Genomic DNA, 11,939 nt, shown 5'->3' on the forward strand with positions numbered 1-11,939 from the left:
CGCTCCCGCGCCCCCGGGGAGGGGCACCCCGGACGGCGTGCAGCCATGACGGCTCGCCCGTCGTGATGGGGCGCAGGACACTAGGAGCTCGTCGTCAGATCACGCCGCGTGAACACGGCAAGCCCCGTCCCGATGAGCCCGGCGGCGACCAGGGCCAGACCGACGAGCGGCCACAGCGCGAGGTCGTCCAGGGGCAGGCGCGCCACGTGCTCGAACGGCGACAGCCACAGGATGGCTCGGGGCGGGTCGAACAAGGGCCCCAGGTACCCGATGAACATCGCGAAGACCAGCACGACCCAGGCGGCGTTCGCCAGACGTGGCCGGATGCCGAACCCGAGTGCGGCCAGACCGATGACGACCCCGAGCGCCGGAAGGTAGGCCAGGTGTGCGGTGAAGAGGTCGGTGAACGTCCCTGCGTCACCGATCGTCAGCGCCGCCGCAGCGCTGATACCCAGCGCTGAGGCGAGCACCACCGCCGTCGCCCCGATCGCTGCTGCGGCCAGTCCGGCGCCCATCCAGGTTGCACGGCCGGTCGCCGTCGACAGCACGGCTTCGGTGCGCCCGGCCAGTTCCTCGCTGGTCAGGCGATGGACCGCGGCGATGGCGTAGGCGCCCGCCAGGCTGACGTTGAAGAACACCATGACGGACATGAAGCCGTCCAGCAGCTGGTGTGCGTCTCCACCCATCACCGCGACGATGTCGTCCGGCAGGTCGTCGAAGGAGGACTGCACCGCATCGGCGAGCGAGCCGTAGAGCAGCCCGGCGACCAGCAGGGCGCAGGCCCAGCCGACGATGGCGCCGCGCTCGAGGCGCAGTGCCAGGGCCCAGGCGCTCGACAGTCGCGGCCCGGCCTCGCTCGGGCCACGCCGGGCCGCGACCAGACCTGCCCCGACGTCGCGACGAGACTGCAGGACCGTCCCCGCGACGACCCCGGCAATGGCCACGCCCACGCAGAGCAGGAGGGGCCAAGCGCGCGGCTCGACGAAGACCCGTGTCTGCTGGGCCCACGCGAAGGGCGACAGCCAGGACACGACACTTCCCTGGTCCTGCAGGACGTCACCGACACCGCGCAGGATCATTGCCAGGCCGATCAGTGCTGACGCCAGGCCCGCTGCTGTTCGCGCATGCTCGGTCACCTGGACCGCGACGGCCGTGATGCCGGCGAACGCGAGGCCCACTGCCGCCACGCTCGCTCCGAACAGCCATGATCCGCCCGCCGGGAACTGGGTGGACAGCGCCAGGGCGGTCAGCGCGCCGAGGGCCAGGTTCGCCACGAGGGCGAGGATCCCGACCGAGGCGAGCGCACTGTGCCGGCCGGCGACCGCGGCGCGGACCAGCTCGGTGCGCCCGGACTCCTCCTCGGCCCGGGTGTGCCGGATGACCAGGAGCACGTTCATGAACGCCGCGCCGAGCAGGATGTACAGGCCGTAGACGGCTGCGAAGGTGCTGGGGTAGCTCGGGTCGTCCATGCCGTATCCGGGACCGCTCATGATGGTCCCGGCAGGACCGTCGAGGAAGGACACCACGGTCTGCAGGTCCGACCTCGAGGGATAGGCGATCTGGAGGGCGGCCGTGAAGTACCACGCGAGGCCGGCGATCGAGCCGATCCACACCGGCAGCTTGATGCGGTCGCGGCGCGCGGCCAGGCGCAGCAGCGCGCCGGCTCCTGTCGACGTGCTCATGGTGAGACCTCCTCGCCGGTGTCTCCGTAGTGGCGCATGAACAGCTCCTCCAGAGAGGGCGGATTGCTCACCAGGGTCTCGATCTCCAGTGCCGCCAGGGCCTTCATGACCTCGCTGGCGTGCTCGCCGTCGAGCGCGAACTCGACGACGCCGTCGTGCTGGACGAAGTCGTGGACCCCAGCGCGCTCGGCGATGCCGGATGCGTCCAGAGCCGTGCGTGCTGTGACAGAGCTGCGGGTGAGGTGCCGCAGGTCATCGAGCCGTCCCGACTGGACCGCGACCCCGGACCGGATGATGGTGACGGTGTCGCACAGCTTCTCCACCTCGGCGAGGATGTGGCTGGAGAGCAGCACCGTGCGACCCTCGCCCTTCATCTCGGCGATGCAGTCCTGGAACACCGCCTCCATGAGCGGGTCGAGCCCTGAGGTTGGCTCGTCGAGGATGAACAGCTCGACGTCGGCGGCGAGCGCCGAGATGAGGGCGACCTTCTGGCGGTTCCCCTTGGAGTAGGTGCGGCCCTTCTTGCTCGGGTCCAGCTCGAAGCGCTCGATCAGCTCGTCGCGCCGGGTCAGGTTGACGTTGCGGCGAAGCCGGTTGAGGACGTCGATGGCCTGGCCTCCGGTCAGGTTGGGCCACAGCGTGACGTCACCGGGAACGTAGGCGAGTCGCTCGTGCAGGGCGACCGCGTCGTGCCAGGGATCGGCGCCGAGCACCCGGGTGGTGCCTCCGTCGGCCCGGAGCAGTCCGAGCAGGACGCGGATGGTGGTGGACTTCCCGGCGCCGTTCGGGCCGAGGAACGCGGCGACCTCGCCGGGCTGGACCTCGAGGTCCAGCGCGTCGAGTGCGGTGAAGGCGCCGAACTTCTTGGTCAGGGCGGAGACTTCGATGACAGCAGGCATGGTGAACAACCCTTTCGGGTGGCAGTGAGGAGCGGCGTCGCGCTCCGTGAGCGAGGGGACTCCGATGAGAGCCGTGGTGTGGTCAGGGGCCGGGGACGTCAGGGTCGCCGCCGGGCGGGTCCTTCAGGTACAGCAGGTAGGTGTCGAGCATCTCCCGATCGGTCAGGAGGCCCTGCGTGTAGAGCTCGAGGGTGGGAAGTGTCACCCGTTCGGTGTAGGCGCGCCACGCCGTCACCGCGTCGTCCTCGTCGGAGAGTGCGTAGTCCAGCAGCATGCCTCCGAGGCCTGTGACCGCCAGGTAGCGGGCGCGCGCTCGGGCATCGACGCTGGGCTTGATCGTTCCGGTCTCCACTCCGTGGTCCAGGTGGGTCTCGGTGCTGGCGACGATCCGATCGAGGAACGCCCGAGCCGTCGGGCCTCCAGCGGTGAGTGCCCGGACCATGTACTGCACGAGCGGCGCGAGCTCATCGAGACCGGCCAGCTGCTCGAGCAGGTGCTTGCCGGGCTCGGCCACCTCGACCCGCTCGGCCTGGAGGTTGTCTATGAGCTGGAGCACGTGCTCGTCGCATGCGGCCCGGAGCTGGTGCTTTGCTCCGAAATGGTGACGGATCAGGCCCAGCGAGACCCCTGCCTCATCGGCGATGGTGCGCAGTCCGACGTCGAACCCGTCCCGCCCGAACAGGTCGATCGCAGTCTCGCGAATACGCGAGGCCGCTGTGGGATCGCCATCCTGGACCGTGTGCACGGACATCACACTATACGCACGTATAGTCTCCGGCAAGGGGGCTGGCCCCGTCGGTCCGTCCGGGGTCGTGGTGGGGCGTTGGTGCCTCACCGGTACCGTGTGTCCCTGGTGAGCCGGGAAGTCTGGTCGGCATCACGTCGTCGACCCACGGAATGTGCATGAGAGTCATCCCCCGCCACGTCGAGCCCCGATGAACCTCATTCTTCTCGTTGTCACCACCGCAGCGCTCGTCGCCGTCACTCCGGTGATCACCCGCGCGGCCGGCACACGGTCAGGGTGGATCCTCGCGGCGGTGCTGGCTGCGTGCACGGGTTGGCTGGTCGTCCTGTGGGCCGAGGCTCCCGGCCGGCAGGACCAGGCCTCCTGGATCCCTTCCCTGGACGTGGTGTTCCGACTGCAGCTCGACGGACTGGGTCTGCTCTTCGGGGTGCTGGTCCTCGGAGTCGGCGCGCTCGTCATGCTCTACAGCGCGGCCTACGTCACCCAGCCGCGACCCACGAGCTTCTACACCCTCATGGTGCTGTTCGCCGCATCCATGCTGGTGCTCGTCCTGGCTGACGACCTCGTCGTCATGTTCGTGGCGTGGGAGCTCACGACCCTGTGCTCGTACCTGCTCATCCTGAGGTCCGGACCGACCGCGGGTCCGCCGGCCACCCGCACCCTGCTGGTGACCGTCGCGGGTGGTCTGTGCCTGCTCGCGGCCGTGGGCCTGATCGTCGTTCACACCGGCACCACCCAGCTGTCCGTGGCCCTGGCAGACGACGCCTGGACCGACGACCCGAAGTTCGCCACGGCGACGGCGGTGCTCGTGGCTCTCGCGGCATTCACCAAGTCCGCGCAGTTCCCCTTCCACGCGTGGCTCCCCGATGCCATGGTGGCTCCCGCCCCCGTCAGCGCCTACCTGCACGCGGCAGCGATGGTGAAGGCCGGGATCTACCTGCTGCTCAGGTTCGCCGAAGCGGCCTCGCACGCTCCCATCTGGCCGGTCCTGCTCATGACGATCGGCATCGTGACGGCGATCATGGGTGCGGTCTTCGCCCTGCAGCGCACCGACATCAAGGAGCTGCTGGCCTACTCGACCGTCAGCCAGCTCGGGCTGCTCGTGGCCACGATCGGCGTCGGTACCGAGGCCGCGCTGCTGGCGGCCTGCCTGCACGTCGTGGCGCACGCCCTGTTCAAGGCATCGGGATTCATGTACGTCGGCCTGGTGGAGCGACGGGCAGGGACGCGCGACATCAGGGAGCTCCACGGACTGGCCAGGGCCATGCCGTGGACGTCGGCCATGCTGGTGCTGGCCGCGCTGAGTATGGCCGGGGTCCCTCCGTTGCTCGGCTTCGCCAGCAAGGAGCTGGTGCTCGACTCGGCTCTGGAGAGGTTCTGGCCCGCGGCACTCGGGCTGGCCTTGGCGTCGGTGTTCACCGTGGCCTACAGCGCGCGGCTCATCGTGCACACCCTGCCCGGCGCGCCGATGAGGATCGCACCGCTGCGCGGATCGGTCTCGATGGTGCTCGCGGTGGCGTCGGCGGCCGTGGTCGGAGGGATGCTCGGCCCCGGCGTGGCCGCCCTCGACGGCCTGGTCCGTCCGGCTGCCGCTGCAGCAGGCAGCATCCCCGTGGACGACGTGGCCCACCTCCACCTGTGGCACGGGGTCAACGTCGCTCTGATGCTCTCGGTCGTGGTCCTGACGCTGGGTGGCGTGCTCGTGCTGGCCCGACGCCGGGTGGACGGCGTCCTGGGGCGGCCGTTGTTCCCCGGCTCGGGAGTTGCTGCCGTCTCGTGGCTGCAGCAGGCGGCCATCGACGGCGGACGCCGCGTGGGCGACCTGACGCGTACGGACTCACCGGCATTCCACCTCGCCGTCCCGATCGTCCTCGTGGCCGGGGTCGGTCTCGCCAGCATCGGCTTGGTGGGTCCCGACGACCTCACGGTCCCCGGCTCGCACCCGGTCGACGCCATCCTCCTGCTGCTCGTCGTGGTCGGGACGGCCGCGGTGATCGCCTCCCGTACCCGGATCGGCGCCGTGATCGCGCTCGGAATCGTCGGACTCGCGGTCGCTCTGTGGTTCTACGCCCTCGGCGCCGCCGACGTCGCCCTGACGCAGCTGCTCGTGGAGATCCTCACCGTCGTCATCATCGTCATGGTGCTGCGTCACCTGCCGCGGACCTTCCGTGCACGATCGTCACGGCACCGGTGGGCCTCGGGCGTGACCGCCGTGGTCGCCGGGGTCACGGCGACCCTCGCGACACTGGCGCTCACCGGCCATCGCGAGATCTCCGCGGCGGGGGAGTACTACCTGCGCGAGGCCGAGAAGGAGACCGGGGGCACCAACGTGGTGAACACGATCCTGGTGGACTTCCGTGCACTGGACACGTTCGGTGAGCTGGTCGTGCTGGCCGTGGCCGGGCTGGCCATGGCGGCCCTGCTGTCGGCCCGCGGCATGGTCGGTGGCGGTGAACCGCACGTCGTGCACACGGCCCTGGACGACCCCGGGCAGAACGCCGTGTTCATGCAGACGCTCTCACGGGTCGTCGTACCGCTCATGGCGGGAGGATCCCTGTACGCCCTGTGGCGCGGCCACGACGCACCGGGGGGTGGGTTCATCTCGGCGCTCATCGGCGCGGCAGCGGTGTGCATGCTCTACCTCGCTGCGTCCTCGGACCGCTGGACGCATCGTCGGCTGCCGTTCCTGGCCATCGCCGGCTCCGGTGTGCTGCTCTCCGCCGTCGTGGGCCTCGTCGGTCTCGTGGACGGCTCCTACCTCAGACCGATCGGTCTGGACCTGCTGGGGTACAAGCTCTCCAGCGCCCTGATCTTCGATCTCGGCGTCTACCTGGCCGTCTTCGGGGTCATCCTCGCTGCCGTGTCCCTCCTAGGCGGGGGCTCCAGCCCGGACGAGGACTCCACGGGCGATCCCGCCGACGAGACGGACACCCCCTTGGTCCCGTCGGGGCAGGAGGTCGGCCGATGATCCTCGCCCTCACCATCGGCGTGCTGACCGCCGGTGCTCTCTACCTGATGCTCGACGGCACCTTCCTGCGAGTCGTGCTGGGGTTCGTGGTGCTGAGCCACGCGGCGAACCTGCTGCTGTTCGCCGCCGGAGGCACCGACCGGCGGGCCGAGCCCCTGGGCAGCAGCCTGGACCCGGCCACCGTCGCGGACGCGCTGCCGCAGGCCTTCGTCCTGACGGCGATCGTCATCGCCTTCTCCATCACCGTCTACATGTTGGTGCTCTCGGTCGCCGGCGGAGAATCGCAGACCGATGAGGAGACATCATGACCGATGCCGTCCTTCCCCTGCTCGTGGGTGTGCCGCTGGGCCTGGCCGGACTGACCGCGATGGCGCGCCGGGAGGCCCGCTGGACGTTGCCGGTGATGTTTGTGACGTTGCTGGCCGTGTGGGCGGTCTCCATCGGCCTGGTCGCCCAGACCCGCGACGGCTCGACCATGGGCCACTCCGTGGGTGCCTGGCCGGCGGGGATCGCCATCCCCTTCGTGGCCGACCAGCTCTCGTCGCTGATGCTGGTGGTGACCGGACTCCTGGCGTTGGTGTGCAGCTGGTTCGCGGTGGTCGCCGGGACCGGCCGGGTCCACCTGTTCGCCCCCTTCGTGCTGGTGCTGGTCGCGGGCGTCAACGGCGCCCTGCTGACGGCCGACCTCTTCAACCTCTTCGTGTTCATCGAGGTCATGCTGCTGCCGTCCTACGGACTGCTGATCCTCGCGGCACGTCGTCGAGGGAGCGAGCAGTCCGTGCGGGGGTCCCGGCTCTACGTCACCTTCAACCTGCTCGTGTCCACCGTCTTCCTCGCCGGCGTCGGACTCGTGTACGGCATCGCCGGCACCGTCAACATCGCTGAGCTGGCGGGCGCGGCCCGGGACTCCGCCGGTGTGGCGGTTGCGGCCGGCACGTGCCTGGTGGCGCTGTCGATGAAGGCCGCCACGTTCCCGGCCTACGGGTGGCTCGCCCGCGCCTACCCGTCCACCTCGCCCGCGGTCACAGCACTGTTCTCCGGGCTGCACACCAAGGTCGCTATCTACGCCATCTACCGGATCTACGCCGTCGTCTTCGACGGGGACACGCGGTGGCTCTGGATCGGCCTGGTGGTCTTCACCGTGACGATGGTGGTGGGGGTCCTCGGTGCGGTGGGGGAGCAGACGACCCGCTCCATCCTGGCGTTCCACATGGTCAGCCAGATCGGGTACATCCTGCTCGGCGTGGCGATCTTCACCGCCGCCGGGCTCGCGGCGGGACTGTTCTACCTGCTGCACCACATGATCGTGAAGGCCTCGCTGTTCCTGTCCGCCGGAGCCGTGGAGGTACGCCACGGCTCCGCGCGGCTCGACGCCGTCGCGGCCGTCGGCCGCCGCGAGCCCCTGCTGGCGGCGGCGTTCGCGATGTCGGCCCTCTCGCTCGCCGGTCTGCCGCCGTTCTCCGGGTTCGTGGCCAAGCTGAGCATCATCCTGGCTTCCTTCGAGGCCGGACACGTCGTGGTGGCGACCGTCGCGATCATCGTCAGCCTCCTGACGTTGCTGTCGATGCTGAAGATCTGGGACGCGGTGTTCGCCTCCCCGGAGCCCGACGGCGGGTCGTCGTCGACCGGTGCGGGTCAGGGGACGGCCGTCGTCCCGCGGGTCGGTCTCGCGCTGACCGCTCCGGGCCTCGTGCTGGCCCTGGTCACCCTGTGTCTGGGACTCGGCGCGGAGGGTCTGCTCTCCCTCACCCAGGTGGCGGCCGAGGGCCTGCTCGACACGTCCGGCTACGTGGACGCCGTGCTGGGCGGTGGTGCGTGATGAGCAGGATGACGGTGCTGTGGCGCCTGCCGATGTTCGCGGTGTGGTTCGCCATGGAGGTGATCCACTCCAGTGGCCGGGTGCTGCTCGACATCGTGACTCCCGGGTCGATGACCACCCCGCGCGTGGTGTGCCTGGATGCGAGGTCGCGGACCGACGCCGAGCTGACGCTCATCGCCGCGCTCATCACGCTGACGCCGGGAACACTGACTCTCGGGACCCGGGGCATCGGTGACCGGCGGGTCCTTCTGGTCCACTCGATGTACCACGCGAACACCGACGAGGCTCTGGAGGACCTGCACGACATGGAGGACAGGATGCTGCGCGCCCTTGCCGTGGGTGAGCGACCGTGATCGGGGTGGACGTCGCCATCGTCGGCATCACCCTCGCCGTCCTGCTCGCGGTGTGGCGCATCGTCGTCGGTCCCACCCCGGCTGACCGAGCCGTGGCGGCCGATCTTCTCTCCTTCTCGGTGGTCGCGCTGATCGCCCTGGTCGGGGTGCGGGCGCAGAGCACCGCGACGCTCGACCTCGTGCTCGTCGCGACCCTCGTGGCGTTCCTGGCCGCGGTCTCGCTCGCGCGGGCCCTGACCCGGGGGTGGCGATGATGGTTCTGGACGTGCTTGGTCAGGTGCTGGTGGTCATCGGCGCGCTGGTGTTCGTCGTGGCCGCGATCGGCCTGATCACCCTGTTCGACCCGTACACCCGGACCTCGGCCGTCGCCACGGCCGCCGGCGTCGGCGTCTCACTCGTGGTGACCGGCGTCGTGCTGCTGGATCCCTCGCTCCCCACGGTGGTCAAGGCGGTGTTCGCGATCCTGCTCCAGCTCGCCACCTCGGCGATCGGGGGCATGGCGATCGCCCGTTCGGCCGTGCTGTCCGGGCACACCTTTGAGCATGGCACCGACACCGTCGCACTGGACGTGCTGCACGACGACGAGGAGTAGCGGTGGTCCGGCCGCCCGTCGAGCCGGCCGATGTCCTGTCCGGGTAGTGACGTCCGGTCAGCGGCGCGCGAGGCGCACCAGGAGCCCCATCGCGACGAGGCCGGCGCCGACCGCCACCGAGACGGGCGGCAGGTTGACCGCCAGCACGACGCAGCCTGCCAGGCCCACCGCATGCACGGCACGGGGCCACTGACGTGCTTCACGCGGCTGGAACATGGCCGAGAGGTTGGTCACCGCGTAGTACAGCAGCACGCAGAAGGAGCTGAAGCCGATCGCCTCGCGCACGTCCATGACCGCCGTGACGACCAGCACGAGCCCGCCGATCACCAGCTGGGCGCGCACGGGCACACGGTGGCGGGGATGCACGTGAGCCAGGGGCCCGGGGAGGTCGCGCTCGCGTGCCATCGCCATGACGGTGCGGCCGACGCCCGCCAACAGGGCCAGCAGGGCTCCCAGGCATGCGGCGACGGCCGCAACCCGCACGAGCGGCACCGCCCAGCTGGCGCCGGAGACCTCGATGGCTGCCGCGACGGGGTCGGGGTGCTCGGGCAGACGGTCGCCGAGGAGCCAGGTCACGAGCACCGCCAGTGCCGCGTACAGGGCCAGGGCACAGGCCAGGCTCACCAAGATGGCGCGTCCGAGCTGCTCGGGTCGCTCCACCTCCTCGGCCAGCGTGGCGATCCTCGCGTATCCGGCAAAGGCGAAGAACAGCAGTCCGGCGGCCTGCAGGACGCTCGACGGGCGCAGGTCCGCGGCCAGCGGTGTGCTGGCTGCCTGACCGGAGGTGACACCGGCCAGCAGGGCGACGGTGAGGCAGGCCAGCACCACCGCGAGCAGGATGTGCGACAGCCGTACCGTCCGCACCACGCCGACGGAGCAGGCGATGGTGAGCGCGACGATGGCCCCGGCCGCCACGCCACGCTGCCAGACCTGCGATGCTCCGGGCAGGACGTACGCGGCGAACGTCATGGCCATGGCCGCGCACGAGGCCGTCTTCCCGATGCTGAACGCCCACCCGGCGGTGAACCCCCACCACGGCCCCATCACCTCTCGCGCGAACGTGTAGGTGCCACCGGAGGACGGGTGGCTCATGGCCAGCTGCGCCGACGCGGTGGCGTTGCAGAAGGCCACGCCGCCCGCCAGGAGCAGGCCGACCAGCATCGCCGAGCCCGCTGCGGCTGCTGCGGGGGCGAAGACCGCGAACATCCCGGCCCCGATCATGGCCGTCAGTCCGACGAGGACGGCATCAGGCGTCCGCACGACCCGTCGTAGGGGGCCGGACTGGCTCATCGTGACGTCCCGGGATGTAGGTCAGACGACGGACACGCCTCATCGTAGCGGCCGGGCTGCGTCGGTGGCTGGTTGACTGATCGGATGAGCCGACCGCTCGTCATTGCCCACCGGGGAGTCCCGGGGCAGCGCCTGGAGCACACCCGGCCGTCCTACGAGCTGGCGATCGAGCAGGGGGCCGACCACATCGAGCCTGACGTGGTGGTCACCCGCGACGGTGTGCTCGTGGTGCGCCACGAGAACGAGATCGGCCACACCACCGACGTCGGGACACGTGCGGAGTTCGCCGATCGACGCACCACCAAGGTCATCGACGGCGTGGCGTTCTCCGGCTGGTTCACCGAGGACTTCACCCTCTCGGAGCTGAAGTCACTGCGCTGCCGCGAGCGCCTGCCACTGCTGCGTGAGCACAACACCCTCCTCAACGACGTCGAGCCGATCCTCACGTTCGACGAGGTGCTGACGATCGCCCGGGCAGCAGGGCGCACGGTGGGCGTGTACGTCGAGACCAAGCACCCCACGTACTTCCGTGAGCGGGGGCTCGACCTGGACGACCGGGTGCTCGACGCCCTCGAACGCTTCGGCCTCAACCGGGCGGACGCCGACGTCCCCGTCATCGTGCAGTCCGCTGAGACGAGGAACCTCAGGGAGCTGCGTCCCCGCACGCCGCTGCCGCTCGTGCAGCTGATGGACCGGACCGGGGCCCCGTGGGACCTGGTGGCGGCGGGTGACCCGCGCACCTACTCGGACCTGGAGGCACCGCAGGAGCTGGCCGCCATCGCGGAGTACGCCGACGGCATCGGTCCGCACAAGACGCAGGTGATCGGGCGGGACGGCGGGCACCGGCTCACCGAGTCCACCGCGCTGGTGGACGACGCCCACACGGCGGGCCTGTTCGTACACGTCTGGACGCTGCGCAACGAGAACAACTTCCTGCCGGCGGACCACCGCATCGGCCGGGAGAAGGCCGTCCACGGTGACGCAGAGTCGGAGTACCTGGCGTACTTCGATGCCGGGGTGGACGGCGTCTTCTCCGACTTCAGCCGGACGGCGGTGCGGGCGCGGGACCGCTGGCTGGCGGAGCGGCCGGCGGGCCCTCGGGCATGACCACCCAGGCGAACAGGTAGATCAGCAGCGTCGTGGCGGCGAGGAACGCGCCGATCACCACGACGAGACGGATGAGCGTGACGTCCAGGCCGGTGTACTCGGCCACGCCGCCGCAGACGCCGCCGATCCACCGGTGCTCCGTGCTGCGGACGAGCCTCTTGTCAGCCATCGTCATGCCTTCGTGTGCTCAGGAACAGCACGGTAGGACGCGATGGCCTGGGTTGCCTGATGGTTCATGCGCTGGCGCTCGCTCACGCGGCCGGCGGCTGGTGGGTGATGGTCTGCACGCCGGGTGGTTGCTGCTTGGGCATCAGCACCCACAGCAGCACGTAGACGATGACCACCGAGCCGAAGCCCAGGATGGTCAGGACGGCGGCCAGGAGCCGGATCAGGTTCGGGTTGGATCCGGTGTAGGCGGCGATGCCACCGCAGACGCCGGCGATCCAAGCGTCATCGGTGCTGCGGGCAAGCTTCTTGGACATAG

At 70.1% G+C, this 11,939-nt stretch carries 13 protein-coding genes; 7 read left to right on the plus strand and 6 right to left on the minus strand.

The genetic code is table 11. The features are described 5' to 3' along the window. Positions 1-80 precede the first annotated feature (80 nt). From ACEVFP_RS03305 to ACEVFP_RS03315, 3 genes are all read right to left on the minus strand, one after another. Entirely contained in the window at positions 81-1,682 is a 1,602-nt protein-coding gene (locus ACEVFP_RS03305) for an ABC transporter permease (RefSeq protein ID WP_375001951.1), read from the minus strand. Further along, a complete protein-coding gene (locus ACEVFP_RS03310; RefSeq protein WP_375001952.1) occupies positions 1,679-2,581 on the minus strand; it encodes an ATP-binding cassette domain-containing protein in 903 nt (300 codons plus the stop codon). The genes ACEVFP_RS03305 and ACEVFP_RS03310 overlap by 4 nt, the downstream gene beginning before the upstream one ends. 82 nt (positions 2,582-2,663) lie before the next feature. Beyond that, a complete protein-coding gene (locus tag ACEVFP_RS03315) occupies positions 2,664-3,326 on the minus strand; it encodes a TetR family transcriptional regulator (RefSeq protein ID WP_375001954.1) in 663 nt (220 codons plus the stop codon). Between the two features lie 190 nt (positions 3,327-3,516). On the opposite strand from ACEVFP_RS03315, the gene ACEVFP_RS03320 reads away from it, so the two are divergent. From ACEVFP_RS03320 to ACEVFP_RS03345, 6 genes are read left to right on the plus strand one after another with little or no spacing between them, the layout of a single operon-like run. Beyond that, the gene (locus tag ACEVFP_RS03320; protein ID WP_375001955.1) at positions 3,517-6,294 is read left to right on the plus strand and encodes a DUF4040 family protein; all 2,778 of its coding nucleotides are present in this window, start codon (positions 3,517-3,519) and stop codon (positions 6,292-6,294) included. Next, the gene (locus ACEVFP_RS03325) at positions 6,291-6,602 is read left to right on the plus strand and encodes a sodium:proton antiporter (RefSeq protein ID WP_375001956.1); all 312 of its coding nucleotides are present in this window, start codon (positions 6,291-6,293) and stop codon (positions 6,600-6,602) included. Before ACEVFP_RS03320 ends, ACEVFP_RS03325 begins: the two co-directional genes overlap by 4 nt. After that, the gene (locus tag ACEVFP_RS03330; protein ID WP_375001957.1) at positions 6,599-8,113 is read left to right on the plus strand and encodes a monovalent cation/H+ antiporter subunit D family protein; all 1,515 of its coding nucleotides are present in this window, start codon (positions 6,599-6,601) and stop codon (positions 8,111-8,113) included. The genes ACEVFP_RS03325 and ACEVFP_RS03330 overlap by 4 nt, the downstream gene beginning before the upstream one ends. After that, positions 8,113-8,466, plus strand: a complete 354-nt coding sequence (locus ACEVFP_RS03335; protein WP_375001959.1) for a Na+/H+ antiporter subunit E — start codon at positions 8,113-8,115, stop codon at positions 8,464-8,466. Before ACEVFP_RS03330 ends, ACEVFP_RS03335 begins: the two co-directional genes overlap by 1 nt. Further along, the gene (locus ACEVFP_RS03340) at positions 8,463-8,720 is read left to right on the plus strand and encodes a monovalent cation/H+ antiporter complex subunit F (protein WP_375001960.1); all 258 of its coding nucleotides are present in this window, start codon (positions 8,463-8,465) and stop codon (positions 8,718-8,720) included. Before ACEVFP_RS03335 ends, ACEVFP_RS03340 begins: the two co-directional genes overlap by 4 nt. Beyond that, on the plus strand, positions 8,720-9,058 hold the full coding sequence (locus ACEVFP_RS03345) for a cation:proton antiporter (RefSeq protein WP_375001961.1): 339 nt from the start codon (positions 8,720-8,722) through the stop codon (positions 9,056-9,058). Before ACEVFP_RS03340 ends, ACEVFP_RS03345 begins: the two co-directional genes overlap by 1 nt. Before the next feature lie 57 nt (positions 9,059-9,115). On the opposite strand, the gene ACEVFP_RS03350 is transcribed toward ACEVFP_RS03345, so the two are convergent. After that, positions 9,116-10,348 (minus strand): APC family permease, encoded by a 1,233-nt coding sequence (locus tag ACEVFP_RS03350; protein WP_375001962.1) that lies wholly within the window; start codon positions 10,346-10,348, stop codon positions 9,116-9,118. Between the two features lie 84 nt (positions 10,349-10,432). On the opposite strand from ACEVFP_RS03350, the gene ACEVFP_RS03355 reads away from it, so the two are divergent. After that, positions 10,433-11,455 carry a glycerophosphodiester phosphodiesterase gene (locus ACEVFP_RS03355; protein ID WP_375001963.1) on the plus strand — a complete coding sequence of 341 codons (1,023 nt, stop codon included), beginning with the start codon at positions 10,433-10,435 and terminating at the stop codon, positions 11,453-11,455. Here the strand turns inward: ACEVFP_RS03355 and ACEVFP_RS03360 are convergent. Both ACEVFP_RS03360 and ACEVFP_RS03365 read right to left on the minus strand, forming a co-directional pair. Continuing rightward, positions 11,388-11,624, minus strand: a complete 237-nt coding sequence (locus ACEVFP_RS03360) for a PspC domain-containing protein (protein ID WP_375001964.1) — start codon at positions 11,622-11,624, stop codon at positions 11,388-11,390. The two genes, ACEVFP_RS03355 and ACEVFP_RS03360, sit on opposite strands and share 68 nt — an antisense overlap. Positions 11,625-11,706: 82 nt before the next feature. Beyond that, positions 11,707-11,937 (minus strand): PspC domain-containing protein, encoded by a 231-nt coding sequence (locus tag ACEVFP_RS03365; protein ID WP_375001965.1) that lies wholly within the window; start codon positions 11,935-11,937, stop codon positions 11,707-11,709. Between the last annotated feature and the right edge of the window lie 2 nt (positions 11,938-11,939).

The organism is Aeromicrobium sp. CTD01-1L150 (assembly GCF_041951745.1).
Taxonomy (GTDB): domain Bacteria; phylum Actinomycetota; class Actinomycetes; order Propionibacteriales; family Nocardioidaceae; genus Aeromicrobium.

Bases quoted from the DNA above. Each gene is read 5' to 3' on its own strand.
- ACEVFP_RS03305 (WP_375001951.1), bottom strand. From the start codon at position 1,682: ATGAGCACGTCGACAGGAGCCGGCGCGCTGCTGCGCCTGGCCGCGCGC.
- ACEVFP_RS03320 (WP_375001955.1), top strand. From the start codon at position 3,517: ATGAACCTCATTCTTCTCGTTGTCACCACCGCAGCGCTCGTCGCCGTC.
- ACEVFP_RS03365 (WP_375001965.1), bottom strand. From the start codon at position 11,937: ATGTCCAAGAAGCTTGCCCGCAGCACCGATGACGCTTGGATCGCCGGC.
- ACEVFP_RS03325 (WP_375001956.1), top strand. From the start codon at position 6,291: ATGATCCTCGCCCTCACCATCGGCGTGCTGACCGCCGGTGCTCTCTAC.
- ACEVFP_RS03345 (WP_375001961.1), top strand. From the start codon at position 8,720: ATGGTTCTGGACGTGCTTGGTCAGGTGCTGGTGGTCATCGGCGCGCTG.
- ACEVFP_RS03355 (WP_375001963.1), top strand. From the start codon at position 10,433: ATGAGCCGACCGCTCGTCATTGCCCACCGGGGAGTCCCGGGGCAGCGC.
- ACEVFP_RS03335 (WP_375001959.1), top strand. From the start codon at position 8,113: ATGAGCAGGATGACGGTGCTGTGGCGCCTGCCGATGTTCGCGGTGTGG.
- ACEVFP_RS03360 (WP_375001964.1), bottom strand. From the start codon at position 11,624: ATGGCTGACAAGAGGCTCGTCCGCAGCACGGAGCACCGGTGGATCGGC.
- ACEVFP_RS03350 (WP_375001962.1), bottom strand. From the start codon at position 10,348: ATGAGCCAGTCCGGCCCCCTACGACGGGTCGTGCGGACGCCTGATGCC.
- ACEVFP_RS03330 (WP_375001957.1), top strand. From the start codon at position 6,599: ATGACCGATGCCGTCCTTCCCCTGCTCGTGGGTGTGCCGCTGGGCCTG.
- ACEVFP_RS03310 (WP_375001952.1), bottom strand. From the start codon at position 2,581: ATGCCTGCTGTCATCGAAGTCTCCGCCCTGACCAAGAAGTTCGGCGCC.